General features: G+C 65.9%; 24 protein-coding genes. 3 read left to right on the top strand and 21 right to left on the bottom strand.

What is annotated here, in order from left to right:
- Nucleotides 1–9: 9 nt before the first annotated feature.
- The 14 genes from C2U31_RS12420 to C2U31_RS12355 form a co-directional block, all read right to left on the bottom strand.
- Entirely contained in the window at nucleotides 10–1,512 is a 1,503-nt protein-coding gene (locus tag C2U31_RS12420) for an NADH-quinone oxidoreductase subunit M (protein WP_103273070.1), read from the bottom strand.
- Nucleotides 1,509–3,530, bottom strand: a complete 2,022-nt coding sequence (nuoL, locus tag C2U31_RS12415) for an NADH-quinone oxidoreductase subunit L (RefSeq protein WP_103273069.1) — start codon at nucleotides 3,528–3,530, stop codon at nucleotides 1,509–1,511. Before nuoL ends, C2U31_RS12420 begins: the two co-directional genes overlap by 4 nt.
- 17 nt (nucleotides 3,531–3,547) lie before the next feature.
- The gene (gene nuoK, locus C2U31_RS12410) at nucleotides 3,548–3,856 is read right to left on the bottom strand and encodes an NADH-quinone oxidoreductase subunit NuoK (RefSeq protein ID WP_103273068.1); all 309 of its coding nucleotides are present in this window, start codon (nucleotides 3,854–3,856) and stop codon (nucleotides 3,548–3,550) included.
- Nucleotides 3,853–4,509: an NADH-quinone oxidoreductase subunit J gene (locus C2U31_RS12405; RefSeq protein ID WP_103273067.1), complete on the bottom strand. Its 657-nt coding sequence runs from the start codon at nucleotides 4,507–4,509 to the stop codon at nucleotides 3,853–3,855. Before C2U31_RS12405 ends, nuoK begins: the two co-directional genes overlap by 4 nt.
- Before the next feature lie 17 nt (nucleotides 4,510–4,526).
- Complete coding sequence (gene nuoI / locus C2U31_RS12400; RefSeq protein WP_103273066.1) at nucleotides 4,527–5,015, bottom strand: NADH-quinone oxidoreductase subunit NuoI; 489 nt, start codon at nucleotides 5,013–5,015, stop codon at nucleotides 4,527–4,529.
- Nucleotides 5,016–5,036: 21 nt separating this feature from the next.
- On the bottom strand, nucleotides 5,037–6,110 hold the full coding sequence (gene nuoH, locus C2U31_RS12395; RefSeq protein WP_103273065.1) for an NADH-quinone oxidoreductase subunit NuoH: 1,074 nt from the start codon (nucleotides 6,108–6,110) through the stop codon (nucleotides 5,037–5,039).
- Nucleotides 6,110–8,437, bottom strand: coding sequence for an NADH-quinone oxidoreductase subunit NuoG (gene nuoG / locus C2U31_RS12390; protein WP_103273064.1), 2,328 nt, complete (start codon nucleotides 8,435–8,437; stop codon nucleotides 6,110–6,112). The genes nuoH and nuoG overlap by 1 nt, the downstream gene beginning before the upstream one ends.
- Nucleotides 8,438–8,452: 15 nt before the next feature.
- The gene (gene nuoF / locus C2U31_RS12385; RefSeq protein WP_103273063.1) at nucleotides 8,453–9,820 is read right to left on the bottom strand and encodes an NADH-quinone oxidoreductase subunit NuoF; all 1,368 of its coding nucleotides are present in this window, start codon (nucleotides 9,818–9,820) and stop codon (nucleotides 8,453–8,455) included.
- Complete coding sequence (gene nuoE / locus C2U31_RS12380; RefSeq protein WP_103273062.1) at nucleotides 9,817–10,311, bottom strand: NADH-quinone oxidoreductase subunit NuoE; 495 nt, start codon at nucleotides 10,309–10,311, stop codon at nucleotides 9,817–9,819. Before nuoE ends, nuoF begins: the two co-directional genes overlap by 4 nt.
- A gap of 49 nt (nucleotides 10,312–10,360) precedes the next feature.
- On the bottom strand, nucleotides 10,361–11,617 hold the full coding sequence (locus tag C2U31_RS12375) for an NADH-quinone oxidoreductase subunit D (protein WP_103273061.1): 1,257 nt from the start codon (nucleotides 11,615–11,617) through the stop codon (nucleotides 10,361–10,363).
- 3 nt (nucleotides 11,618–11,620) lie between these two features.
- Complete coding sequence (locus C2U31_RS12370; RefSeq protein WP_103273060.1) at nucleotides 11,621–12,247, bottom strand: NADH-quinone oxidoreductase subunit C; 627 nt, start codon at nucleotides 12,245–12,247, stop codon at nucleotides 11,621–11,623.
- A gap of 72 nt (nucleotides 12,248–12,319) precedes the next feature.
- Nucleotides 12,320–12,796, bottom strand: a complete 477-nt coding sequence (locus C2U31_RS12365; protein WP_003813941.1) for an NADH-quinone oxidoreductase subunit B family protein — start codon at nucleotides 12,794–12,796, stop codon at nucleotides 12,320–12,322.
- Nucleotides 12,797–12,823: 27 nt separating this feature from the next.
- Entirely contained in the window at nucleotides 12,824–13,183 is a 360-nt protein-coding gene (locus C2U31_RS12360; RefSeq protein WP_103273059.1) for an NADH-quinone oxidoreductase subunit A, read from the bottom strand.
- 303 nt (nucleotides 13,184–13,486) lie between these two features.
- Nucleotides 13,487–14,635 carry a porin gene (locus C2U31_RS12355; protein WP_103273058.1) on the bottom strand — a complete coding sequence of 383 codons (1,149 nt, stop codon included), beginning with the start codon at nucleotides 14,633–14,635 and terminating at the stop codon, nucleotides 13,487–13,489.
- 484 nt (nucleotides 14,636–15,119) lie between these two features.
- Here C2U31_RS12355 and C2U31_RS12350 point away from each other — a divergent pair, with 484 nt between their 5' ends.
- From C2U31_RS12350 to C2U31_RS12340, 3 genes are read left to right on the top strand one after another with little or no spacing between them, the layout of a single operon-like run.
- A complete protein-coding gene (locus C2U31_RS12350; protein WP_103273057.1) occupies nucleotides 15,120–15,743 on the top strand; it encodes a TetR/AcrR family transcriptional regulator in 624 nt (207 codons plus the stop codon).
- Nucleotides 15,740–16,186: a PaaI family thioesterase gene (locus C2U31_RS12345; RefSeq protein WP_103273056.1), complete on the top strand. Its 447-nt coding sequence runs from the start codon at nucleotides 15,740–15,742 to the stop codon at nucleotides 16,184–16,186. Before C2U31_RS12350 ends, C2U31_RS12345 begins: the two co-directional genes overlap by 4 nt.
- A complete protein-coding gene (locus tag C2U31_RS12340) occupies nucleotides 16,183–16,626 on the top strand; it encodes an NAD(P)-binding domain-containing protein (RefSeq protein WP_103273055.1) in 444 nt (147 codons plus the stop codon). The genes C2U31_RS12345 and C2U31_RS12340 overlap by 4 nt, the downstream gene beginning before the upstream one ends.
- On the opposite strand, the gene C2U31_RS12335 is transcribed toward C2U31_RS12340, so the two are convergent.
- The 7 genes from C2U31_RS12335 to axyZ all read right to left on the bottom strand — a co-directional run bounded on the left by C2U31_RS12335 (nucleotide 16,594) and on the right by axyZ (nucleotide 24,501).
- The gene (locus C2U31_RS12335) at nucleotides 16,594–17,364 is read right to left on the bottom strand and encodes a phosphatase PAP2 family protein (RefSeq protein ID WP_103273054.1); all 771 of its coding nucleotides are present in this window, start codon (nucleotides 17,362–17,364) and stop codon (nucleotides 16,594–16,596) included. The two genes, C2U31_RS12340 and C2U31_RS12335, sit on opposite strands and share 33 nt — an antisense overlap.
- Nucleotides 17,365–17,452: 88 nt before the next feature.
- Entirely contained in the window at nucleotides 17,453–18,244 is a 792-nt protein-coding gene (locus C2U31_RS12330) for a metallophosphoesterase (RefSeq protein WP_103273053.1), read from the bottom strand.
- Complete coding sequence (locus C2U31_RS12325; RefSeq protein ID WP_103273052.1) at nucleotides 18,241–19,218, bottom strand: diacylglycerol kinase family protein; 978 nt, start codon at nucleotides 19,216–19,218, stop codon at nucleotides 18,241–18,243. The genes C2U31_RS12330 and C2U31_RS12325 overlap by 4 nt, the downstream gene beginning before the upstream one ends.
- 130 nt (nucleotides 19,219–19,348) lie before the next feature.
- Complete coding sequence (locus C2U31_RS12320) at nucleotides 19,349–21,148, bottom strand: gamma-glutamyltransferase family protein (RefSeq protein WP_103276351.1); 1,800 nt, start codon at nucleotides 21,146–21,148, stop codon at nucleotides 19,349–19,351.
- Nucleotides 21,149–21,213: 65 nt separating this feature from the next.
- On the bottom strand, nucleotides 21,214–22,716 hold the full coding sequence (locus C2U31_RS12315; protein ID WP_103273051.1) for an ABC transporter substrate-binding protein: 1,503 nt from the start codon (nucleotides 22,714–22,716) through the stop codon (nucleotides 21,214–21,216).
- Between the two features lie 210 nt (nucleotides 22,717–22,926).
- A complete protein-coding gene (locus C2U31_RS12310; protein ID WP_103273050.1) occupies nucleotides 22,927–23,823 on the bottom strand; it encodes a LysR family transcriptional regulator in 897 nt (298 codons plus the stop codon).
- A 39-nt stretch (nucleotides 23,824–23,862) separates the two neighbouring features.
- Nucleotides 23,863–24,501 (bottom strand): multidrug efflux transcriptional repressor AxyZ, encoded by a 639-nt coding sequence (gene axyZ / locus C2U31_RS12305; RefSeq protein WP_103273049.1) that lies wholly within the window; start codon nucleotides 24,499–24,501, stop codon nucleotides 23,863–23,865.
- Nucleotides 24,502–24,630 lie beyond the last annotated feature (129 nt).

Raw genomic sequence — 24,630 nt, 5'->3', positions numbered from 1 at the left:
TGTCTTGTCTTACAGTTTCGAGACGCCAACGTGTTGCAGCAGGGCCTCGACCGACACGTGCATCACGTCGGTAAAGGGCTTGGGATAGATCCCCATGTACAACACGGCGATCGCCATCACGCCAAGAATCAGGAATTCGCGACGGTTGATATCGGTCAGCTCGCGCACGTGATCGTTGGCGACGTCGCCCAGCACCACGCGCTTGACCATCCACAACGAGTACGAAGCGCCCAGGATCAGGGCGGTGGCCGCCAGCAGGCCGATCCAGAAGTTGTGCTCGACCGCGCCCATGATCACCATGAACTCGCCGACGAAACCGCTGGTGGCCGGCAGGCCGCTGTTGGCCATCGAGAACAGGATGAAGAACGTGGCGAAGCGCGGCATCACGTTGACCACGCCGCCGTAGTCGGCGATGCGGCGCGAGTGCATGCGGTCATACAGCACGCCGATACACATGAACATGGCGCCCGAGACGAAGCCGTGCGAGATCATCTGCACGATGGCGCCTTCGATGCCGGCCGTGTTGAAGATGAAGAAGCCCAGCGTCACGAAGCCCATGTGGGCCACCGACGAATAGGCCACCAGCTTCTTCATGTCGTCCTGGACGATGGCGACCAGGCCGATGTAGATCACGGCGATCAGCGACAGCGCGATCATCAGGCCGGCCAGGCTGTGCGAGGCGTCAGGGGCGATCGGCAGCGAGAAGCGCAGGAAGCCGTAGGCGCCCAGCTTCAGCATGATCGCGGCCAGCACGATGGAGCCGCCCGTGGGCGCCTCGACGTGGGCGTCCGGCAGCCAGGTGTGCACCGGCCACATCGGCACCTTGACGGCGAAGGCCGCCAGCAGCGCCACGAAGATCAGGATCTGCGGCGTCTGGCCGAGCTTGAGCTGGTGCCAGGACAGGATGTCGAACGAGCCGCCCGAGGCGTTCCACAGGTAGATGAAGGCCACCAGCGTCAGCAGCGAGCCCATCAGCGTGTAGAGGAAGAACTTGAAGGCCGCGTAGACCCGGTTCGGTCCGCCCCACACGCCCACGATGATGTACATCGGGATCAGCGTGGCTTCGAAGAACACGTAGAACAGCATGCCGTCCAGCGCCGCGAACACGCCCACCATCAGGCCCGACAGGATCAGGAAGGCGGCCATGTACTGCGCCACGCGGCTGGTGATGACTTCCCAGCCCGCCAGCACCACGATGATGGTGATGAAGGCCGTCAGCAGCACGAACCACAGCGAAATGCCGTCCACGCCCAGGTGGTAGTTGACGTTGAAGGCTTCGATCCAGGACGTCTTCTCGACGAACTGCATCGCGGCCGTCTTGGTGTTGAAGCCGGTGTACAGCGGAATGGTGACGAGGAAGCCCGCGATCGAACCGATCAGCGACAGCCCGCGGGTGAGCCCGGGACGGTCGTCACGGCCCACCGCCAGCACCAGCAGGCCGAATACGATCGGTACGAAGATCGCAAGCGTGAGCCAGGGGAAAGTGTTGGATGCCATCTCGCTTGCCATCATTGGGGAATCAGCACAAAGAAAGTCACCAGCGCCATGATGCCGATGATCATCGCGAACGCGTAGTGATAGATGAAGCCGGACTGCAGGTGGCGGCTGATCGCGGAGACCCAGCCCACGACGCGGGCGCTGCCGTTGACCAGCAGGCCGTCGATCAGGCCGCGGTCACCGGTCTGCCACAGGCCACGGCCCAGGCAGCGCGCGCCGCGCGCGATGATCTGCTCGTTGATCCAATCCACGAAGTACTTGTTCTCGAGGATCTTGTTCACGCCCGACAGGCTGGACTTGATCGCGGCCGGAACCTTCGGGTTGATCAGGTAGCAGTACCAGGCGATGACGGCGCCAGCCACGACCAGCCAGAACGGCAGGGTCTGGAAGGCGTGCATGCCGAAGGCGACCCAGCCGTGCCACTCTTCGTGCAGCTCGTGCATGGCCGGATGCTGCGGCAGGACCTTGATCACGCCGTCGAAGAACTTGCCGAACAGCATGGGATCCACGACCCAGGCGCCGATCAGCACCGAGGGGATCGCCAGCAGCAGCAGCGGCAGGGTCACGACCCAGGGCGACTCATGCGGCGTGCCGCCATGATGGCCGTGGTCGTCGTGGCCATGATCGTCGTGGCCGTGGCCATGACCGTGACCGCTGGTGTCGAAGCGTTCCTTGCCGTGGAAGACCAGGAAGTACACGCGGAACGAGTACAGCGAGGTCACGAACACGCCGATCAGCGTCGCGTAGTAGGCGAAGCTCGCGCCCCACACCTTGGCGGCGCCGGCCGCTTCGATGATGTGTTCCTTCGAGTAGAAGCCCGAGAAGAACGGCGTGCCGACCAGGGCCAGCGTGCCCAGGAGGAACGTGATCCAGGTGATGGGCATGTACTTGCGCAGGCCGCCCATGTTGCGGATGTCCTGGTCGTGGTGCATGCCGATGATGACCGAGCCCGCGCCCAGGAACAGCAGCGCCTTGAAGAAGGCGTGGGTCATCAGGTGGAAGATCGCCACCGAGTAGGCCGAGGCGCCGAGCGCCACGGTCATGTAGCCCAGCTGCGACAGCGTGGAGTACGCGACCACGCGCTTGATGTCGTTCTGGATGATGCCCAGGATGCCCAGGAACAGCGCGCCGATGGCGCCGATCACGATGATGAAGGACAGCGCGACGTCGGACAGCTCGAACAGCGGCGAGAAGCGCGCGACCATGAAGATGCCGGCCGTCACCATGGTGGCGGCGTGGATCAGCGCGGAGATCGGGGTCGGGCCTTCCATCGAGTCGGGCAGCCAGGCGTGCAGCGGAACCTGGGCCGACTTGCCCATGGCGCCGATGAACAGGCAGATGCAGGCCACGGTCAGCAGCATCCAGTCCGAGCCGGGCAGCGTCAGCTTGGCCAGCTTGTCGGCCTGGGCGAAGACTTCGCCGTAGTGCATGGTGCCGGCGTAGGCGAACAGCAGGCCGATGCCCAGCACGAAGCCGAAGTCGCCGACGCGGTTGATCAGGAACGCCTTCATGTTGGCGAAGATCGCCGTGGGACGGGTGTACCAGAAACCGATCAGCAGGTACGACACCAGGCCCACCGCTTCCCAGCCGAAGAACAGCTGCACCATGTTGTTCGACATCACCAGCATCAGCATGGAGAACGTGAACAGCGAGATGTACGAGAAGAAGCGCTGGTAGCCTGGATCGTCGGCCATGTAGCCGATGGTGTAGATGTGCACCATCAGCGAGACCGAGGTCACCACGACCATCATCATGGCCGACAGCGGATCGATCAGGAAGCCGATTTCCAGCTTGGTCTGGCCGATCAGGCTCCAGGTGTAGACCGCGCCGTCGAAGCGCAGGCCGTTGAGGACGTCGCCCAGCACCACCACCGAACCGATGGCGGAGATGAGCACGCCCAGGATGGTGATGACGTGCGAGGCGCGGCGTCCGATCGGCCGGCCGAGAAAGCCGGTGCCGAACAGGCCCGCGAGGATTGCCCCGGCCAGCGGCGCCAGCGCGATGAGCAGGTAGAGATTGGGTGAGCTAGACATATTCTTCCAATACCCCGTCAGCCCTTCAGGCGATCGAGTTCGTCAACGTTGATCGTGTTCAGGTTGCGGAACAGCAGCACCAGGATGGCCAGGCCGATCGCCGCCTCGGCGGCGGCCACGGTCAGGATGAAGAACACGAACACCTGGCCGGCGGCGTCGCCGAACCAGCTGGAAAACGCCACGAAGTTCATGTTGACGGCCAGGAGCACCAGCTCGATGGACATCAGCAGGATGATGAGGTTGCGGCGGTTCAGGAAGATGCCGAAGATGCCGATGGCGAACAGGATCGCCCCGAGAATCAGGTAGTGGGCCAGCGTCAGCGTCATTGTTTTTCTCCTTGCGGCGCGGCAGCGTCGGCTTGCGTGCCGTTCTGCTTGGCCAGGGCGCGCTCGCTCTGGGCGGGCATGCTCACCAGGCGGAAGCGGTCCTTGGCGCGCACCCGGACGGCGGCGACGGGGTCGTTGTACTTGACGTCGCGGCGGCGACGCAGGGTCAGCGCGATGGCGGCGACCATGCCGACCAGCAGCAGCGCGGCGCCGACTTCAATGGCGTAGACGTACTGCGTGTACATCAGCTCGCCCAGCGCGCGGGCGTTGTTGTAGTCGCCGGCGACAGGCGCCTGCGGGCCCGCGCCGTACCAGGTCGAACCCAGCACGAAGGCCATCTCGACGACCATGACCAGGCCGATGACCAGGCCCAGCGGCAGGTAGGTCTTCAGGCCGCCGCGCAGGGCGTCGATGCGGATGTCCAGCATCATGACCACGAAGAGGAAGAGCACCATCACGGCGCCCACATACACCAGCACCAGCAGCAGCGCCAGGAACTCGGCGCCCAGCAGCATCCACAGCATCGCCGCGTTGGCGAAGGCCAGGATCAGGTGCATGACGGCGGTGACCGGGCTGCGCGCGGTGATCACGCGGAACGCCGCGATCACCAGCACGGCGGCCAGCAGGTAGAAAAGGACAGTGGTAAAAGTCATGGATCAGGACCCTGGGCTCAACGGTAGGGAGCGTCTTCGGCCCGGCGGCGGGCGATGTCGGCTTCGTAGCGGTCGCCCACGGCGAGCAGCATGTCTTTGGTGAAGTACAGGTCGCCGCGCTTTTCACCGTGGTATTCGTGGATGTGCGTTTCCACGATCGAGTCCACGGGGCAGCTTTCCTCACAGAAGCCGCAGAAAATGCACTTCGTCAGGTCGATGTCGTAGCGCGTGGTGCGGCGGGTGCCGTCCTCGCGCTGGTCCGATTCGATGGTGATGGCCATCGCCGGGCACACCGCTTCGCACAGCTTGCAGGCGATGCAGCGCTCTTCACCGTTGGGATAACGGCGCAGCGCGTGCAGGCCACGGAAACGCGCCGACATCGGCGTCTTTTCCTGGGGGTAGCGCAAGGTGACCTTGCGCTTGAAGAAATACTTGCCCGTCAGGCGCATGCCCTTGAGCAATTCGGTCAGCATCAGGCTGCCGAAGAAATCCTTGATCGCTTCCATATCGTGCCTCTGCCTGGCGGCTTAGCGCCAAATATTCCAGGGCGTCTGCATCCAGATCGCCACAACGACCAGCCACACGCCGGTCAGCGGGATGAAGATCTTCCAACCCAAACGCATGATCTGGTCGTAGCGGTAACGCGGGAACGACGCGCGGAACCAGACGAACAACGAGACCACCACGAACGTCTTCAGGCCAAGCCAGATCCAACCCGGAACCCAGGTCAGCGGGGCGATTTCGATCGGAGCGGTCCAGCCGCCCAGGAACATGATCGAGGCCATGCAGGACAGCAGGATCATGTTGGCGTATTCGCCCAGGAAGAACAGCGCGAAGGCCATGCCCGAGTATTCGACCATGTGGCCGGCCACGATTTCCGATTCGCCTTCGACCACGTCGAACGGGTGACGGTTGGTTTCGGCCACGGCCGAGATCACGTAGATCACGAACAGCGGCAACAGCGGCAGCCAGTTCCAGGACAGGAAGTTCAGGCCCTTGTCGGCGAACCAGCCGCGGGTCTGGCCCATCACGATCTCGGACATGTTCAGGCTGCCCGACACCAGCAGCACGGTGACCAGCACGAAACCGATGGCCAGTTCGTACGACACCATCTGCGCCGAGGCGCGCAGCGCGCCCAGGAAGGCGTACTTGGAGTTCGAGGCCCAGCCGGCCACGATCACGCCGTACACGCCGATGGACGTGATGGCCATGACGTACAGCAGGCCGGCGTTGACGTTGGCCAGCACCACGTCGGGGCCGAAGGGCACCACGGCCCAGGCCGCCAGCGCGGGCATCAGGGTGACGACCGGCGCCACCACGAACAGCACCTTGTTGGCTTCGCTGGGGACCACGACTTCCTTGGTCAGCAGCTTGAACACGTCGGCGAAAGGCTGCAGCAGCCCCTTGAAGCCCACGCGGTTCGGTCCCATGCGGACGTGCATGGCGCCGATCATCTTGCGTTCCCAGTACGTCAGGTACGCGACGCACAGGATGATGGGCACTGCGATCACGACGATCTTGATGATCGTCCACAGAACCAGCCAGACCGTCGGGCCGAGCAACGCCTGGCCGTGGCTCTGGAGAACATTAAGCCATTCCATCAGGCACGCTCCACGCTGATTTGACCGAATGCGCCACCCAGGGCCACGGTGCTTTCAAAGGCTGCGGAGATGCGCAGGGCGCGATCGGCCACGGCATCATCCTGCACGGTTTCGAGTTCGACGGCGCCCTGCCCGCCCGTCACGCGCACCTTGACGCCGGCCGTCAGGCCGAGGCTGGTGAGCGTGCGGCCGTTCATGCGCGCGGCGGGCTGCTTCGAGGCCGGCGCGGCCTGCAGCGGCTCGGAACGGCGCACCATGGCGTCGCTGCGATAGATCGGCACGTCGGCCACGCGCTCCAGGCCGCCCAGGACCTGGCCCAGGCCCGGCTGGGCCTTGATGGCGTTGGACAGGCGATTTTCCACGCCGCCGGCCAGCACGGTGTCGCGCACGGACTCGGAGGTCTCGTCGTCGAAGCCGGCCAGATGCAGGACATTGCCCAGCACTCGCAGGACCTTCCAGCCCGGACGGGTCTGGCCGAACGGCGAGACCGTGCCCTTGAAGCTTTGCGGCAGGCCCTGGGCGTTGACGTAGGTGCCCGAGGTTTCGGTGAACGGCGACACGGGCAGCATGACATCGGCCCAGTCGGCGGCGGCCGAGCGGTACGGGGTCAGCGCGACGGCGAACTGCGCGCCGCGCAGCGCGGCCACGGCCTGGCCGCCGTTGTCGGCGTCCAGCAACGGCTCGGCGTGCAGCACGACGTAGGCCTTCAGCGGCTCGGCCAGCATGGCGGCGGCGTTCTTGCCGCCCTGCCCCGGCACGGCGCCAGCCAGATAACCGCCGACGGTGTTGCCGCCGGAGGTCAGGAAGCCGAACTTGCCGCCGGCCAGCGCGGCCACGGCCTGGCCATTGGCGGCCAGGGTCGAGGCCTGGGCGCTGGCCACGGCCAGGTTGCCCATCAGCACGGCGCTGTTGGAACCCGAGGCCAGGCTGGCGGCGATGATCTTGGCTTGTTCACCCGGCGTGACCGAGGCGAACTCGGCCGGCACGGCCTGTTCCTTGGCCTGAGCCAGCGCGACGGCCACTTCGGCCAGCGCGCGCGCCAGCTCGGAGGGCGCCACGGTGATGCGCCCGGCGACCGGCATCAGCGGATCGTCGGCGGCGCTGTCGACCAGCAGGATCTGCGTGCCGCGCTTGGCGGCCTGGCGCAGGCGCTGGGCCATCAGCGGGTGGTCCTTGCGCAGGAACGAACCGACCACCAGCACGCGGTCCAGGTTGTCCAGCTCGGCGATGGGCATGCCCAGCCACGGCGCGCCCGACAGGGCGGCGTCGAAGGACGCGTCGGTCTGGCGCAGGCGGAAGTCGATGTTCTCGGAACCCAGCGCGCGGACCAGGCGGCCCAGCAGCGCGTACTCTTCAAGCGTGGCGTACTCGGAGGCCAGCGCGCCGATCTGGCCGGCGCCGAAGCTGTCGCGCACGCGCGACAGACCTTGGGCCACGGCCTGGAGCGCGTCGGCCCAGGAGGCTTCCTGCCACTTGCCGTCGGCGCCCTTGATCATGGGCGCGGACAGGCGGTCTTCGCTGTTCAGGCCTTCATACGAGAAGCGGTCGCGGTCGCTGATCCAGCATTCGTTGACGGCTTCGTCCTCGAACGGCACCACGCGCATGACGCGGTCGCCCTTGACCTGGATGACCAGGTTGGCGCCCAGGCTGTCGTGCGGGCTGACCGAGCGGCGGCGGGCCAGCTCCCAGGTGCGCGCGCTGTAGCGGAAGGGCTTGGAGGTCAGCGCGCCCACCGGACAGATGTCGATCATGTTGCCCGACAGTTCGGACTCGATCGAGCGGCCCACGAAGGACGTGATCTCGGAGTGTTCGCCACGGCCGAGCATGCCCAGTTCCATGACGCCGGCGATTTCCTGGCCGAAGCGCACGCAGCGGGTGCAGTGGATGCAGCGGCTCATTTCCTCGGCCGACACCAGCGGGCCCAGGTCCTTGTGGAACACCACGCGCTTCTCTTCCTGGTAACGCGAGGAAGAGCCGCCATAGCCCACGGCCAGATCCTGCAGCTGGCACTCGCCGCCCTGATCGCAGATCGGGCAATCCAGCGGGTGATTGATCAGCAGGAATTCCATCACCGACTGCTGAGCGGCGCGAGCCTTCTCGGAGCAGGTGTGCACGACCATGCCGTTGGTAACGGGGGTGGCGCAGGCGGGCAGCGCCTTGGGCGCCTTTTCCACTTCAACCAGGCACATGCGGCAGTTGGCCGCGATGGACAGTTTCTTGTGGTAGCAGAAATGCGGCACGTAAAGCCCGATCTTCTGGGCCGCATGCATCACCATGCTGCCTTCGGGCACTTCGACCTTATTGCCGTCGACGGTTAGTTCAACCATTGCTGTTCCTGAGACCTACAGATATTGCGGGACCACACAAGACTTGTGCTCGATGTGGTGCGCGAATTCGTCGCGAAAATGCTTGAGGAAGCCACGCACGGGCATGGCCGCGGCGTCGCCCAGGGCGCAGATGGTGCGGCCCATGATGTTGCCCGCCACGTTGTCCAGCATATCCAGATCTTCCGGACGGCCGTGGCCGGTTTCAATGCGGTGCACCATGCGGTACAGCCAGCCGGTGCCTTCACGGCACGGCGTGCACTGGCCGCAGCTTTCCTCGAAATAGAAGTACGACAGGCGCATGAGCGACTTGACCATGCAGCGCGTTTCGTCCATGACGATCACGGCGCCCGAACCCAGCATGGAGCCCGCCTTGGCGATGGCGTCGTAGTCCATGGTGGTGTCCATCATGATGTCGGCGGGCAGCACCGGAGCGCTGGAACCGCCGGGGATCACGGCCTTGAGCTTCTTGCCGCCGCGCATGCCGCCGGCCAGCTCGAGCAGCGTCGAGAACGGGGTGCCCAGCGGGATCTCGTAGTTGCCGGGACGCTCGACGTCGCCGGAGATCGAGAACAGCTTGGTGCCGCCGTTGTTGGGCTTGCCGACCTCGAGGTAGGCCTGGCCGCCGTTGCGGATGATCCAGGGCACCGCCGCGAAGGTCTCGGTGTTGTTGATGGTGGTGGGCTTGCCGTACAGGCCGAAGCTGGCCGGGAACGGCGGCTTGAAGCGCGGCTGGCCCTTCTTGCCTTCCAGCGATTCGAGCAGCGCGGTTTCTTCGCCGCAGATGTAGGCGCCGTAGCCATGGAACGCGTGCAGCTGGAAGTTGAATTCCGAGCCCAGGATCTTGTCGCCCAGGAAGCCGGCGGCGCGCGCCTCTTCCAGCGCCTCTTCGAAGCGTTGGTAGACCTCGAAGATTTCGCCGTGGATGTAGTTGTAGCCCACGCTGATGCCCATCGCGTAGGCGGCGATGGCCATGCCCTCGATCACGATGTGCGGGTTGAAGCGCAGGATGTCGCGGTCCTTGAACGTGCCCGGCTCGCCTTCGTCGGAGTTGCAGACGAGGTACTTCTGGCCCGGGAACGCGCGCGGCATGAAGCTCCACTTCAGGCCGGTCGGGAAGCCCGCGCCGCCACGGCCGCGCAGGCCCGAGGCCTTGACCTCGGCGATCACGTCCTCCGGCTTCATGCCGGTGGCCAGGATCTTCTTCAGGGCTTCGTAGCCGCCGCGTTTGACGTAGTCGGCCAGGCGCCAGTTGGCGCCGTCGACGTCGGCCATGATCTGCGGCTTGATGTGCCGGCCGTGCAGGCACATGGAATTGGCCAGGTCGTTCAGCGGATTGGGATCCAGACCTTGCGAGAACTGCTTGTAGATGTCGGGCGCGTTCATGCCGACTCTCCTTGCGCCTTCAGGGCCGCGACCAGCGCGTCCAGCTTTTCTTCCGTCATGCGCACGCACATGTGCTTGTTGTTGACCAGCAGCACGGGGGAATCGCCGCAGGCGCCCATACACTCGCCTTCCACCAGCGTGAACTGGCCGTCGGCGGTGGTTTCCTTCCAGTCGACGCCCAGCTTGCGCTTGAGGTAATCGCCGACGCGTTCGCCGTCGCGCAAGGCACAGGGCAAGTTCGTGCAGACCGAGATCTTGTTCTTGCCGACGGGCTTGACGTCGAACATGTTGTAGAAAGTGGCGACTTCCTGGACCGCGATGGGCGGAACGCCGATGTAGTTGGCCACATCCTCGATGATGTCGGTCGCCAACCAGCCCTTTTCTTCTTGCGCGATGGCAAGCGAGGCCATGATGGCGGACTGCCGCTGGTCGGCCGGGAACTTCGCGAGTTCTCGGTCGATTTTCTGGTAGGCCTGTTCGGAAAGCAGCATAGTTTGAATCCGGGTTATGCGGTCGTGCTCGTGACGGTCTCTGGGCGGATCAGCGGTCGATCTCGCCGAAAACGATGTCCTGCGTACCGATGATGGTGACGGCGTCGGCGATCATGTGACCGCGCGACATTTCATCCAGCGACTGCAGATGGGCGAAGCCGGGCGCGCGAATCTTCAGGCGGTACGGCTTGTTGGCGCCGTCGGACACCAGATAGATGCCGAACTCGCCCTTCGGGTGCTCGACCGAGGCGTAGGACTCGCCGGGCGGCACGTGGAAGCCTTCGGTGAAGAGCTTGAAGTGATGGATCAGCTCTTCCATGTTGGTCTTCATGGCGGTGCGCTTGGGCGGGGCGATCTTGTGATTCTCGATCATGACCGGGCCCGGGTTGTTGCGCAGCCATTCCACGCACTGGCGGATGATGCGGTTGCTCTGGCGCATTTCGGCCACGCGGACCAGGTAGCGGTCGTAGCAGTCGCCGTTCACGCCCACGGGGATGTCGAAATCGAGCAGATCGTAGACTTCGTAGGGCTGCGTCTTGCGCAGGTCCCAGGCCACGCCGGAACCACGCAGCATCGGGCCGGTGAAGCCCAGCGCCTTGGCGCGATCGGGATCGACCACGCCGATGCCCACCAGGCGCTGCTTCCAGATGCGGTTGTCGGTGAGCAGGGTTTCGTACTCGTCGACGCAACCGGGGAAGCGGTTGGTGAAGTCCTCGATGAAGTCCAGCAGCGAACCGGAGCGCGCATCGTTCATGGCGCGCACTTCCTTGTCGCCACGGTACTTGCTGGTGTCACCGTACTGCGGCATCGAATCCGGCAGGTCGCGATAGACGCCGCCCGGACGGTAGTAGGCCGCGTGCATGCGCGCGCCCGAGACCGCTTCGTAGCAGTCCATCAGGTCTTCGCGTTCACGGAAGGCGTACAGGAACACCGCCATGGCGCCCACGTCCAGCGCGTGCGAACCCAGCGACATCAGGTGATTCAGCAGACGCGTGATTTCGTCGAACATCACGCGGATGTACTGGGCGCGCAGCGGCGCTTCCACGCCCAGCAGCTTCTCGATGGCCATGACGTAGGCGTGTTCGTTGCACATCATGGACACGTAGTCCAGGCGGTCCATATAGGGCAGCGCCTGGATGTAGGTCTTGTGCTCGGCCAGCTTTTCGGTCGCGCGGTGCAGCAGGCCGATGTGCGGGTCGGCGCGCTGGATGACTTCGCCGTCCAGTTCCAGCACCAGGCGCAGCACGCCGTGCGCAGCCGGGTGCTGCGGGCCGAAGTTGAGCGTGTAGTTCTTGATTTCTGCCATGACTTAATGCCCCAAGCCGTAGTTGTCTTCGCGGACCACGCGCGGCGTGATTTCGCGCGGATCGATCGTGACCGGCTGGTAGATGACGCGGCGCTGTTCGGGGTCGTAGCGCATTTCGACGGTGCCCGACAGCGGGAAGTCCTTGCGGAACGGGTGGCCGATGAAGCCGTAGTCGGTGAGGATGCGGCGCAGGTCGGGATGGCCTTCGAAGACGATGCCGTACAGGTCGAACGCCTCGCGCTCGAACCAGCCCACGCCGGGCCAGCATTCCATCAGCGAGGCGACCATCGGGAACTCGTCATCGGACGCCCAGGTGCGCACGCGCAGGCGCCAGTTGTGCTCGATCGACAGCAGGTGCACCACCACGGCGAAGCGCGAGCGGTGGACGCGGGCGTTGGTTTCCTCGGGCAGCTGGCGCGTGCCGTTGCCCCAGGTCAGGTAGTCGACGCCACAGAGGTCGACACAGGTTTCAAAGCGCAGGCCGGCTTCGGTGCGCAGCTTGGTGCAGACGGAGAACCATTGTTCCGCAGGCACTTCGAGCGTCAGCTCGCCCAGCGCCTCGGTCAGCGCGATATCCGCGCCGAGGGTGGTCTGCAAATTGGTCTTCAGGGTTTCGAGCCTGGTCATCATCTTGTACGCTTAGGTGAACCGTTACGCTGCTTCGCGGGGCTGGCGGCTAGGCCTGCCGCCCTGCGCGAAAGCTCAGCGCGCAATCGTGTTGGTCAGACGGATCTTGTTCTGCATCTGCAGCAAGCCGTACACCAGCGCCTCGGCCGTGGGCGGGCAGCCCGGCACGTAGACGTCTACCGGTACGATGCGGTCGCAGCCGCGGACCACCGAATACGAGTAATGGTAGTAACCGCCGCCATTGGCACAGGAGCCCATCGACACCACCCAGCGGGGCTCGGGCATCTGGTCGTAGACCTTGCGCAGCGCCGGGCCCATCTTGTTGCACAGCGTGCCGGCCACGATCATCAGATCGGACTGGCGCGGGCTGGGGCGGAAGATGATGCCGAACTGGTCCAGGTCGTAGCGGGCCGCGCCCGCGTGCATCATTTCGACCGCGCAACAGGCCAGGCCGAATGTCATGGGCCACATCGAGCCAGTTTTCGCCCAGTTCAGGAACTTGTCGGCGCTGGTGGTGATGAACCCTTGCTTGAGAATGCCGTCTATAGCCATATTCGTCTCTGATAGCGTGCCCGGAAATTATTCCCAGTCCAGCGCGCCCTTTTTCCATTCGTAGATGAAGCCGACGGTCAACACGGCGAGGAAAACCATGACCGTCCAGAAGCCGAGGATTCCGACCGTGCCCTGGGCGATGGCCCACGGGAACAGGAACGCGATTTCCAGGTCGAAGAGGATGAACAGAATCGCCACGAGGTAATAGCGCACGTCGAACTTCATGCGCGCGTCTTCGAAGGCTTCGAAGCCGCACTCGTAGGGGGAGAGCTTTTCAGCGTAAGGCCGGCGCGGGCCGAGCAGGGAGCCGGCCGTCAGAAGCGCAAACCCGATAAGGGTGGCCACTCCGATAAACAGCAGGACGGGAAAATACTGTTGCAGGTTCATTCAGGCGTCCGTCAAATGCGCAAACCTTAGGATTGTAGCATTCGCGCGGTTACTTCTGGCTGAACTCTGTAGCCTGAACAGCGGGTGAAAGACTGCATTCCTTATTTGGAACAATCGCAGTTTTCACTAGTGAAATCGCAGGATACACCACATCATTCGCAAGCCGGCGAAAATGCTTCGCAATCACCGCATGCGAGTACGAACTCGCATAAAAAAAACCACCCCGAAGGGTGGTTTTAGGCGAACGGGCCGAAGCCCGTTCGCGAGCTTTAAATCCAGGCAGGACTTGCGCCCTGCTTAGGATTAGAAGCGGTGACGCAGGCCGACGCCGATGGCGGTCGACTTCAGGTCTTCGACCAGGGCGTAGTTCTTCGAGTACGAACCGTAGGCGTACAGGTTGGTACGCTTGGACAGGTCGTAGGTGTAGCCCAGCGAGAAGACGTGCATCTTCTTCAGGTCACGATCCTTGGCGTAGTCACCCTTGGGGTCAACCATTTGCCACGAACCGAACACGTTGCTGGCGCCACCGATCGGAGCCGACAGACCGACCAGGTACGAGTTGGCCTTGAAGTCCTTGCGGAAGGTGTTGGTGTAATCCTTGCCGTAGCTGTCGCTCAGCATCGAGTTACCGTTCACGCCCGGGCCAGCGAACCAGCCGTTCTGGGTGCGACTGACAGCCAGAGCCAGCTTGACCACTTCGAAGTCATACGAGCCGCCCAGGATGTACTGGCGCGGGGTCGTGTCATCAGCACCGGGACCACTCTTCAGCGCGTTCGAACGATTCAGCTGATCGTACGAGAACGCGACATTCAGCGGGCCGTTGACGTAACGCAAGCCAGTGGTGATGGCGCGGGTGTTGTCTGCGGTGCGGAAGCCAGTTTGGGCATCCTTCGTGTCGTCAGCATTGAACGAGTAGCCAATGCCGAACTGGAAGCCGCTGAACGACGGGGTTTGGTACATCACCATGTTGTCGTAGCGTTGCGTGTTGGCAGCGCTGAAGGCGGTACCGATGTTGGCTTGGCCGAAACCAGCGCCGAACGGATCGATCGAGCCGAAGTACTTCGAGGCAATGTTGGTTTGACGACCGAAGTCCAGTTGGCCCCAGCTGTCGCTGGCCAGACCGATGGTGGCTTGACGACCAAACAGACGCGAGCTTTGGCCCGACTTGCCGTTGCCCGAATCGAAGCCCGATTCCAGAGTGAACACAGCGCGCAGGCCGTCACCCAGATCTTCCGAACCGCGCAGGCCCCAACGCGAGCCGTTCTGCACGCCGTTGATCATGCCGAAGCGGCTGCCATTCTCGATCTTGGCGGCGTTGCCATCCTTGGCGCCGCTGATCTTGTTGTAGCCGATACCGGTATCGATGATGCCGTACAGGGTGACAGACGTTTCTGCCTGGGCGACACCGGCGAAACCGGCGAGCAGGGCGGCAGCGAGCAGAGTCTTTTTCATTTAAGAAATCTCCGTTGATTTGAGTGACAAGAGCAGCAATCCAGCAAACCAGCCTGCCGCCCCCCTAACTCCGCGAAGGGAAGTTGGTGCTATTGCATCAAAAATCGGGGGGGCTGGCTATGGTGAAGGCCAGAAAAGTGCAGGTTTGCGACAGGCTTGTTGGGATCTTGCAACATCACAACAAGGCGATGGCGCAGCTGCTAGGGCTAACCCTTGATCGCCAGGACGAGCACGTATTCATGCGACCTTCAGCCCTGGCCCCGATATTCACGGGGGTCGCCGAGGCGTTCTTTCGGAGCGCTTTCGGGTGCCGGCGCGTCTCCCGCATGGGTCCTGAGGACCGATACAGCGGACTTTATCGCCTTGATGGCCACCGTCCCATACTCGCTTTCCTTATGCCTTCAATACCTCAGCCAAATAACGTTGTTATCTATAAAAATCGTCGATATCATTTGATGCACAAATCCGACTTCGAAAGCCAATCATGAGCACCCCACCCGCCGCGCCTGCGCGCCCCGACCGGAATGAACAGCTGAACGCGCTGCGCCGCCAGCTGATCATGGACGCCGCCCAGCGGGTGTTCGAGCGCGACGGTCTGGAAAAAACCACCATCCGCGCCATCGCCAGCGAGGCGGGCTGCACCACCGGCGCGGTCTATCCGTGGTTCGCCGGCAAGGAGGCGATCTATGGCGCCTTGCTGGATGAATCGCTGCAACGGCTGCATGCGCACCTGATCGACACCGCGGCACGCAGCCTCCCCGGCTCGGCCGCGCGCGACGCTATCCGCGCCTTCTTCGGCTATTACGCAGACCGGCCCACCGACTTCTCGCTGGGCCTGTACCTGTTCCGCGGCCCGGGGCCGCGCGGGCTGGGGCGCGAAATGGACGAGCAGCTCAACGGCCGGCTGCGGGACAGCATCGACCTGCTCGGACAGGCGCTGGCCCGCACCAAGCCCTGGGACGCGGCGACGATCGCGACCGAGCAGATGAACACCTTCACCTATCTGATGGGCCTGCTGCTGCTATTGCACACCCACAGGCTGAAGTCCCTGGGCCAGCAGGCCGACGCGCTGCTGGACCAATATTGCCTCGTCCTGGAGCAACGATGACCGACCTCGCCGTTCCCCCCGCCCGCGCCGACGCCCCGCGCATCAGCCTGGCTGACTTCCATGCGCTGCTGACCGAGCAGCACCCCTTCTCCCTGCTGCTGGGCATAGAGATGACGCAAATCGGTTACGGCACCGCGCGCGCGGTGCTGCCGGCTCGCGACTCCCACCAACGATTGGGCGGCATCGTCGCCGGCCCCATGCTGATGGGGCTGGCCGACCTGGCGATGTACGCCGCCGTGGTTGGCGCGACCGGGCAGGCCCATGCGGTGACCGCCAGCCTCACCATCAATTTCCTGCGCAAGAGTCCGGCCGGCGCCATCGTGGCCGATGCCCGCCTGCTCAAGGTCGGCCGTCTGTCGGCGGGCGAAGTCATCCTGACCTCCGAGCATTCCGATGAACCGCTGGCGCACATCGTCAGCACTTGGTCGGTGCCCAAACCATGAACAGCCCCCGCATCAGCATCGTCGGCCTGGGATCGACCGGCACCCGCGCCGCCCGGCAGCTGCTCGAAGCCGACCCCGATCTGGCGCTTACGGTCTACGACATCGAACCGTCGCGCTGCGAGGAGTTCCGAGGCACCGCCACCCTGGCGACCTCCGCTCGCGAGGCGCTGGCCGAATCCGACACCGTGGTGCTGGCGCTGCCGCGCGAGCGCGAGATCGACCGTACGCTGGAACGCTTCAGCGACGGCGAAGTGACCGCCCCGGTACGCGGCAAGCTCATCGTCGACCTGGAACCGCCGGAAGCGGGACGCGCGCGCATCCTCGGGCAGGCAATCAGGAATGCGGGCGGCCGGTACGCCTGCCCGGCCCTGCTCGCCCAGGCGGGCCTGAGTCCGGCCGAGGCGCGGCTAGTGGACGCGCTGGCCCGCGTCGCGGCCTGAGGCGCGCAGGCCCTCGGCCAGTCCCACGCACAGGATCATCCAGGCCAGGCTGATGGCCCAGCCGGCCGCCACGTCGCTCGCGAAATGCACCTGCAGCAAGACGCGGCTCAGGCCGATGGCGGTCACCAGCGCCGCCGCCAGGGCCAGGCTGGGCCTGCGCCAGGGCGCCGGCGCCAATCTCCAGATCAGATAACAGGCCGTGCCGTAGACCGCCATCGCGGCCGAGGCATGGCCGCTGGGAAAACTCCAGCCGACGACCGCGGTGTAGTCATGGTTGAAATCCGGCCGCAAGCGTTGGAAACCATGCTTGAGCAGCCAGTTCAACGCGCCGCCCAGTCCGGTCGCGACGGCGCAGAACAAGGCCAGCCCCTTGTATCCGCGCCACAGCAGCCACAGCACTGCCAGCACGCAGGACAGCGCCAGCAAGTCGCGGTCGCCCAGGAACGTGAACCAGGACAGCAGCCAGAGAAAGGCGTCCGGCATGGCGCGGCCCAAGGCATTCGCCAGGGCGCCGTCGAACGCGACCACGGCGCCGGGCCGGCGCACCGCCACGGCCAGCGCCAGGAAGACCAGCAACGCCAGTCCGGCTCCGCCCGCGCCCAGCACAGTGCGGCCGCGCGCCTCGACCGCCAGCCAGGCGCGCGCCGCACCCAGGGCGAGCAGCGCCGCCAGGCAAGGCAGCAGAAGGAACAGCAGCAAGGCGTGCTCGGCGGCCCAGGCCGCGCTGGCGTCGATCATGTCGGAAAACGGCTAAACAGGAAATCCCGGGCCTGGAGCCAGGCAGGCCCGGCAAGCCGGCGGACGGCCGGCGCGCCTGCCCGAAACGCTACAGATCCACCCGCGTCTTGTCTACCGGCTCGAAAGCATGGGTGCCGGCGGCGTAGTCCCAACGCTCGACATGGCATGCGGATACCCCGTCGACCTCGTCGCGGACGATGAGGTTCACCGAATTGGGCACCTTGCCCCGCACGCGCCAGGAACACGTGGTGCCCGCCTGCGCCACCCAGCCGCCCGTCGGCCGGTCCGCCAGGATGGGCATGACATAAGGCAGATGGATATGGCCGCCCAGGATCAGGTCCACGCCGGCCTGGGTCCAGGCCGCCAGCGCGCGCTCGCGCCCGAACAGCAGGTTGTGCACGTCGGACTCGACCTTGGCCCGCACCGGATGATGCGCCACCACCACCCGCAGTTGCCCGGGCCGGGCCTGCCGCAGCCGCTGCGCGACGCGCGCGATCTGGGCCTCGGAGATTTCTCCGTCCTTGCGACGCCGCGGCCGGGTGGTGTTCACGCCGATGGCCAGCAGGCCGGGGTTCTCGAACACGGGCTCAAGCACCGCGCCCAGCGCCCGCTTGTAGTTGCCATACGGATTGAGCGCGCGGGCAAACACATTGAACAGGGGAATGTCGTGGTTGCCGGGCACCGCCAGCACCGGCAGCGACAGGCGCTCGATGAAGGCGCGCGCCGCGGCGAACTGGCGCCGGCGCGCGCGCTGGGTGATGTCGCCGCTCAGCACGACCAGGTCGGGCGCCTGGGCGGCGGCCAGGTCCAGCGCGGCCTCGACCACGGCCTTGCGCTCGGTGCCGAAATGCGTGTCGGAAAAATGCAGGATACGGGTCATGTAGATACGGTGTCGGAGTCTTGCTCGCCAGGCGTCACCAGCGGCAACGCGTCCTCGGCCACCTTGAACTCCAGCGGGGTGTTCATCCAGGAGATTTCGCCGTCCATCGCGACCTTCACGCGGCGACGGCCGCGGATGCGCACGACCAGGCGGTCGAATGCGAAATTGACGACCTGTTCGGCCTCGCCCAGCCGGCTGAACAGGCCGCGCAACAACAGCCCATACAAGGCCAGCGTGCCCACCGGATGCGCCGCCATGGCGATCAGGCGTTGCCGGTCCAGCTCGTCGGCCGGGATCCCCACGTGCTCGAGTTGCAGCTTGTTGTTGCCCACGACCAGCGTCGGCGTGCGCAGATCGCGGACGCGGCCTTCGTGCTCGAGCTGCAGGCCCAGCTGGCGCGGCGCGCGCATCAGCGTGACCAGCCCGGACCACAATGCCACCAGCCGGCTGCGGCCGAACTTCTGCTTGAAGGCCTCGCGGTCCTCGAGCAACTGCGGGTACAGGCCCAGGCTGGCATTGACCAGGAACGGCCTGTCATTGAGCAGCCCGACCTGCACCGGCCGGACCTGCCCTCGCAGCAGCCCGCGCAGGGCGACCTCGGTTTCCTGGGAAATGCCGTAGCGCCGGCCGAAATAATTGAAGGTGCCCTGCGGCAGGATGCCGAACGGCACGCCCTGCCCCAACACCGCGGCGGCCACCGTGTTGAGCGTGCCGTCGCCGCCCGCGCCCACGACAATGCCGTTTTCGGCGCGGGCGCGCCGGACTGCTGCGCGCGCCGTGTCGGCCAGGCGCGACGGGTCGTCCACCGGCATGAGTTCATGCCGCCGGCCGGCTTCGTCCAGCACGCGGCGGATGGTCTCTTGCAAGACCTGCGCGTCGCCGCGTCCCGAGCCGGTATTAAGGACGATGAATAGCGGTTCTTGTCCCGTCAGGGACTGAGCCCCTGCGGTCGGGCTCTCTGGGGGAGGCGTCATGCGGCAAAGATAGCGTATGGCGGCGAACCACCGCAACTCGCCTCCGGGCGCCCCCGCCGGATACGCGCCGGGCGCGCGTGGCGACACGCGCGGCAAGCGCGCCGCGCGCGCCGGCCCGCGATGCCTCCGCTCAGCGACCGATGGCGTAGGCCTGCATCAGGCGCGGCGTGGCCGCCGCATGCAGCAGGCCGTCCGGATCGCGCGAGGCCGCGGTCAGGCGGCCCACCGACCATTCCGCCGCCTCTTCCACGACATGGCCGCGCTGGCGCAACTGTTCGATCACCGCCGCGCCGATGCTGGCCTCGACCGCCAGATGGCCGGGCTTGCGGTCGCGCGGATAGAACGAGCTGGGGAAATGCGAGGTATGCGACATGGGCAGGTCGATGGACTCCTGCAGATTCAGGCCGTGATGGACGTGACGCAGGAAGAACAGCAGTTGCCATTGCTCCTGCTGGTCGCCGCCGGGCGTGCCGAAGGCCATGTAGGGCGCGCCGTCGCGCAGCGCCAGCGTCGGGGTCAGCGTGGTGCGCGGCCGCTTGCCCGGCGCCAGCGTGCCCGGCAGCCCTTCCTCCAGCCAGAACATCTGCGCCCGCGTGTTCAGCCCGAAACCCAGGGCGGGAATGACGGGCGAGGACTGGAACCAGCCGCCCGAAGGCGTGGCCGAGATCATGTTGCCCCAGCGGTCGATCACGTCCACGTGGGTGGTGTCGCCGCGCCGCGCCGACGCGGCCGCTCCCGCCGGCGCGACGACGGCCGGCGCCGCGCCCGGCTCCGTGACCTTGGACAGGCGCCGCAAGGTATCCATCACGCGGTCCACCTGGGCCTCGAAACCCGCCAGGCGGCCGGGCGACAGCTCATGCGACGCCTGCTCGCCGATCAGCCGTCGGCGCGCCGCGTTGTAGTCCTCCGACAGCAGGCGCTCCAGCGGCACATCGACGAACGCTGGATCGCCGTAATAGGCCTCGCGGTCAGCGAAGGCCAGCTTCATCGCCTCGGTGACGCGGTGGATGAACTCGGCGCTGGCCGGACCGGCGCCGGTCAGGTCCATGTCCTTGAGCAGCGCCAGCGTCTGCAGAAACACCGGCCCCTGGCTCCAGGCGCCGGCCTTGGCCACGGTGTAGCCGTGATAGTCGTACGTGGCCGGCGCGTCGTAGCTGGCCGACCAGCCGGCCAGGTCGTCCGCCGTCAGCACGCCGCGATGGCGCGCGCCGCTTTCGTCCATGACCTCGGTGCCCCGGGCAAAGGCGTCGATGGCCTCGGCCACGAAGCCCCGGTAGAACACGTCGCGCGCGGCTTCGATCTGGCGCTCGCGGTCCGCGCCCGCGCTTTCCGCTTCCGTCAGCAGCCGCGTCCAGGTGCGCGCCAGCGCCGGATTGCGGAACAGCTTGCGCGCCTCGGGCACCGCGCCGCCGGGCAGGTAGATCTCGGCGGTGGACGGCCAATGGGTCTGGAAGAAATCCTTGAGCCCCGCGATGGTGTTGGAGATGCGCGGCATCAGCGCATGGCCGTGCTCCGCGTAGTAGATGGCGGGCTCCAGCACGTCGCGCAATCGCATGGTGCCATGGTCGCGCAGCAACAGCATCCAGGCGTCGAACGCGCCCGGGATCACGGTGGCCAGCAGGCCATTGCCGGGAATCAGCGACAAGCCTTCGGCGCGGTAGCGTTCCAGCGTGGCGCCGGCGGGCGTGCAGCCCTGGCCGCACAGCACTTCAACCTTGCCCGTGCGGGCCGAATAGAACACGGCCGGCGTCTCGCCGGCGGGGCCGACCAGGTGAGGCTCGACCACCTGCAGCACGAAGGCGCTGGCGACGCAGGCGTCGAAGGCGTTGCCGCCGCGCTCCAGCAGGGACATGCCGGCGGCGCTGGCCAGCCAGTGGGTCGAGGTCACGACACCGAAGGTGCCGAGGATTTCAGGACGAGTCGTGAACATCATGATGGCATCGAAGAAAGAAAAAAGGCGGAACCCGGATCCGGGTTCCGCCGTGGCGGCTGCGCTTATTTTCCGGCGACGGACACGCCCTTAAGGCGGATCAGCCCGTCGGGATAGGGCACGAAGCCTTCCACCTTCTTCTGCACGCCGAAGGTCCAGGGCAGGTAGAAGAGATAGATGATGGGGCGCTGCTCTTCCAGCACGGCCAGCACCTGGTCGTACATGGCGCGGCGCTTGACCGGATCGGCCTCGGCCCGGGCGTCGTTCAGCAGCTTGTCGACGGCGGGGTCGCAGAACTTGCCGTCGTTCAGGTTGCCCTTGCAGCTCAGGTACTGGTGGATGTTGCCGCTGGGATCGACTCGGCCCGACCAGCCGCTCTGGCCGACCACGAAGTCGCCGCGCGCCAGCGACGACTGCAACGAGGCGAACTCCACCGGCCGCAGCGTGATGTCGAAGCCGGCCTCGGCGCCCATGGCCTGGATCAGCTCGAACACCTGCTGCATGGTGGTGTTGTTGCCGAAGGTGATCTCGAACCTGACGCGATCCAGCCCGGCTTCCTTCAGCAGCGCCTGCGCTTTCTTGGGATCGCGCCCGGTGTGTTCGACCGCCTTGTTGAAGGCGAAGCTGGCGGGCGGGAACGGCTGGTGGGCGGGCTGGAACATGCCTTCGCCGATCACCTGGTTCAGCACGTCGCGGTCGATGGCCAGGTCCAGCGCCTGACGCACGCGCTTGTCCTTGGCCAGCGGGTTGTCTGCGCGCGCGCCGTTGGCCAGATTGACCGAGATAGCCTGGAAGCCCAGGCCCGTCACCGGCGCCAGCCGCAGGCTGGCGTCATCCTTGACCGCCTTGGCGTCGCTCGGCGCCACGCGCTCGATGATGTCCAGGTCGCCGGCGCGCAGATTGTTCAGGCGCACCGTGTTGTCGGGAATCGGGATGAAGACCAGGCGATCGAAGTGGTAGCTGGCTGCGTCCCAATACTTGGGAAATTTCTCGAGCACGATGCGATCGTTCTGCACCCGCTCCTTGAACTGGTAGGGACCCGAGCACACCGGCTTGCCGCCGGGATCCTTGTCGAAGGCGGCCGGCGACATCATCATGCCGGCGCGGTCGGACAGCTGCGACAGCAGCGAGGCATCGGGCTCGGACAGGCGCAGCACCACGGTCTCGGCGTCCGGCGCCTCGACGCTGGCGACCGTGGCCAGCTCGCTCTTGCGGTTGCTGTCGGGCAGCGTGCGCGCACGTTCCAGATTGGCCTTGACCGCGGCCGCGTCCACCGGCGCGCCGTCATGGAACACCGCGTCCTTGCGCAGCTTGAAGGTCAGCGTCTTGTTGTCGTCGCTGGTGGTCCACGATTGCGCCAGCTGCGGCACGATCTTCAGGTCCGGGGTGATGTCGACCAGCTTGTCGCACAGCGACGCGAAGACGATGCGGCCGACGAAAGTGCGCGCGCGCACCGGGTCGAGCACATCGGGATCGTCCTGCAGGCCGATACGAAGGGTGGACTGGGCTTGCGCCAATCCGGTGGACATCATGGCCGCCAGGGCCGCCACGAGGCAAAGTTTACGCATCAAGAATCTCCGTTGTTTCTTATACGGGCCGCCCACCGGCGGGTTCCGGCATTCCGGTCCGGCCTGTGCAGGCAGCCCGAAGCGACGCCGCGACGCCAGGCCCATCCCCCCGTCGCGCACGCGCATGGCGGATTCTGCGCCATGCGCGCGGGGCTTGTATAGCGTGGCGAGCGCGAATGGCCTGGGCGCGGACACTGCCGCGCGCCGGACTCAGGGCAGGCGGCAGGGCGCGGAGAAGTCCGCCGCGCGCAGGACGGCATCGCGCATCTGCGTGATCAGCGCGCGCGCGTCATCGCGGCGGAATTGGAAGGAATACGGCAGCGCGGCCAGGGCCGGCTCGCCTTCAAGCACGCGCAGGCTGCCCTCGGCCTCGAGCGCGGCGGCCCAGTGGCTGGGCAGCAGGCCCACGCCGGTGCCCTCGATCAGCAAGCCGGCGATGGCGCCCCAGTTATTGCAGCAAAGCCGCTCGCCCGGCGCCTCGCGCCCGGCCAGCCAGTCGTCGATGATGCGGGTGGTGCCCGCGCCCTCCGGCAGCGTCACCAGCGGCAGCCGGGCCAGCAGCGCGGGACTCATGCGGGTTTCGCCTTGCAGCGCCGCAGGCGCCGCGACCCAGGAAAAGGCCGCCTGCCCGATGGGCGCGGATGCGATGCCGACGCGCGACGAACGGCCCGCGATCACGGCGAAATCCAGTTCACCGTCGGCCACGCGCTGCTCCAGCACCTGGCCGATGTCGACATAAGGTTCCAGCACCAGTCCGGGATGGGCGGCGCGCACCACGCCGATCAGGCGCGGCAGCCAGGTCAGCGCGGTCAGTTCACCCACGCCGAAGCGGCAGCGCCCGACGAGGCCGGCGCTTTGCGCCACGGACGCACGGATCCGCTCAGCCGACGCCAGCATGTCGCCGGCCTGGGGCAGCAGGCGCTGGCCGGCCTCCGTCAGCGCGGCCTTGTGCCCGCTGCGGTCGAACAGCGGCTGGCCCAGCGCCTCCTCCAGTTCGGCGATGCGCTTGGACAGCGACGATACCGACAGGTGCAGGCGCTCGGCGGCCACGGCGAAACTGGCGCAGGTGGCCGCCCAGTAGAAGGCTTCGAGTTGCTTGAGCGTCATGGCCGGATTGTAGGCTCGGGCCGGGCCTGACGGCGGCTGCTAGGCCGCTTGCGCCAGGCGCAGGTGCGGCGAGAACCGCAATGTGTCGATGGCGGCGCGGAGCATGCGCTCGACGCGCGGCCAGATATCGCCCTTCAGGCGATCGGACCAACAGATGCTGCCGAACACCCCCTCGATCAGGGAGTGCAGGTAGACGTTGGACAGGCGCACGTCCAGCGCGCCGGGCAGGTCTTCGTTGCGCACCGCGGCGCGCAGCAGTTTTTCGGAATTGCGCAGGGCATGGCGTTCCCAGATGTCCCGTCGTCGCAGCAGCGGCGCATTCTCGTCGCTCTGCTCGCACTTGTCGTAGAGGATTTCCAGCACACGCTGCATCGACCCCTCTTCCGAGTAGATGCGCACGTATTGCAGCATCGACGCGTACAGGGACTCCAGCGCCTTGCCGTCGGCGCGGACCCGGGTCAGCGCCACGGCCGCGGCCAGCGCGCGGTCGCTCATGGCGACGCAGACATCGATCTTGTTCTTGTAATGGCCGTAGACGGCACCCCTGGACACGCCGGCGTGGTCGGCGATGTCGCCCATGGTGGTGTTGGCCACCCCCTTGGACATGAACACGTGCTCGGCCGCATCCAGGATGCGGTCGCGGGTGCGTTGGGATTCTTCTTTCGTCTTGCGGGCCATTCGGATATCTCCTTGAAATGAAAGGTTGAGGGAAAAGGGACACGGGGCGGCGCCTGCGCGGCGCGGGCCTCTTCAAAAAAAAGCGGCGCCCGCTATGCGAACGCCGCCGATCCGCACTGTTAACAATTG

Origin of the sequence: Achromobacter sp. AONIH1 (assembly GCF_002902905.1) — a bacterium.
Taxonomy (GTDB): domain Bacteria; phylum Pseudomonadota; class Gammaproteobacteria; order Burkholderiales; family Burkholderiaceae_B; genus Achromobacter.
This window is presented reverse-complemented; position numbering and strand designations above follow the sequence as displayed.

Bases quoted from the DNA above. Each gene is read 5' to 3' on its own strand.
- C2U31_RS12310 (WP_103273050.1), bottom strand. From the start codon at position 23,823: ATGACGCTCAAGCAACTCGAAGCCTTCTACTGGGCGGCCACCTGCGCC.
- C2U31_RS12405 (WP_103273067.1), bottom strand. From the start codon at position 4,509: ATGACTTTTACCACTGTCCTTTTCTACCTGCTGGCCGCCGTGCTGGTG.
- C2U31_RS12335 (WP_103273054.1), bottom strand. From the start codon at position 17,364: ATGATCGACGCCAGCGCGGCCTGGGCCGCCGAGCACGCCTTGCTGCTG.
- C2U31_RS12340 (WP_103273055.1), top strand. From the start codon at position 16,183: ATGAACAGCCCCCGCATCAGCATCGTCGGCCTGGGATCGACCGGCACC.
- nuoL (WP_103273069.1), bottom strand. From the start codon at position 3,530: ATGTCTAGCTCACCCAATCTCTACCTGCTCATCGCGCTGGCGCCGCTG.
- C2U31_RS12330 (WP_103273053.1), bottom strand. From the start codon at position 18,244: ATGACCCGTATCCTGCATTTTTCCGACACGCATTTCGGCACCGAGCGC.
- nuoF (WP_103273063.1), bottom strand. From the start codon at position 9,820: ATGAACGCGCCCGACATCTACAAGCAGTTCTCGCAAGGTCTGGATCCC.
- C2U31_RS12360 (WP_103273059.1), bottom strand. From the start codon at position 13,183: ATGAACCTGCAACAGTATTTTCCCGTCCTGCTGTTTATCGGAGTGGCC.
- nuoG (WP_103273064.1), bottom strand. From the start codon at position 8,437: ATGGTTGAACTAACCGTCGACGGCAATAAGGTCGAAGTGCCCGAAGGC.
- C2U31_RS12370 (WP_103273060.1), bottom strand. From the start codon at position 12,247: ATGATGACCAGGCTCGAAACCCTGAAGACCAATTTGCAGACCACCCTC.
- axyZ (WP_103273049.1), bottom strand. From the start codon at position 24,501: ATGGCCCGCAAGACGAAAGAAGAATCCCAACGCACCCGCGACCGCATC.
- nuoK (WP_103273068.1), bottom strand. From the start codon at position 3,856: ATGACGCTGACGCTGGCCCACTACCTGATTCTCGGGGCGATCCTGTTC.
- C2U31_RS12365 (WP_003813941.1), bottom strand. From the start codon at position 12,796: ATGGCTATAGACGGCATTCTCAAGCAAGGGTTCATCACCACCAGCGCC.
- nuoH (WP_103273065.1), bottom strand. From the start codon at position 6,110: ATGGAATGGCTTAATGTTCTCCAGAGCCACGGCCAGGCGTTGCTCGGC.
- C2U31_RS12345 (WP_103273056.1), top strand. From the start codon at position 15,740: ATGACCGACCTCGCCGTTCCCCCCGCCCGCGCCGACGCCCCGCGCATC.
- C2U31_RS12420 (WP_103273070.1), bottom strand. From the start codon at position 1,512: ATGATGGCAAGCGAGATGGCATCCAACACTTTCCCCTGGCTCACGCTT.
- nuoI (WP_103273066.1), bottom strand. From the start codon at position 5,015: ATGGAAGCGATCAAGGATTTCTTCGGCAGCCTGATGCTGACCGAATTG.
- C2U31_RS12355 (WP_103273058.1), bottom strand. From the start codon at position 14,635: ATGAAAAAGACTCTGCTCGCTGCCGCCCTGCTCGCCGGTTTCGCCGGT.
- C2U31_RS12375 (WP_103273061.1), bottom strand. From the start codon at position 11,617: ATGGCAGAAATCAAGAACTACACGCTCAACTTCGGCCCGCAGCACCCG.
- C2U31_RS12350 (WP_103273057.1), top strand. From the start codon at position 15,120: ATGAGCACCCCACCCGCCGCGCCTGCGCGCCCCGACCGGAATGAACAG.
- C2U31_RS12325 (WP_103273052.1), bottom strand. From the start codon at position 19,218: ATGACGCCTCCCCCAGAGAGCCCGACCGCAGGGGCTCAGTCCCTGACG.
- C2U31_RS12315 (WP_103273051.1), bottom strand. From the start codon at position 22,716: ATGCGTAAACTTTGCCTCGTGGCGGCCCTGGCGGCCATGATGTCCACC.
- nuoE (WP_103273062.1), bottom strand. From the start codon at position 10,311: ATGCTGCTTTCCGAACAGGCCTACCAGAAAATCGACCGAGAACTCGCG.
- C2U31_RS12320 (WP_103276351.1), bottom strand. From the start codon at position 21,148: ATGTTCACGACTCGTCCTGAAATCCTCGGCACCTTCGGTGTCGTGACC.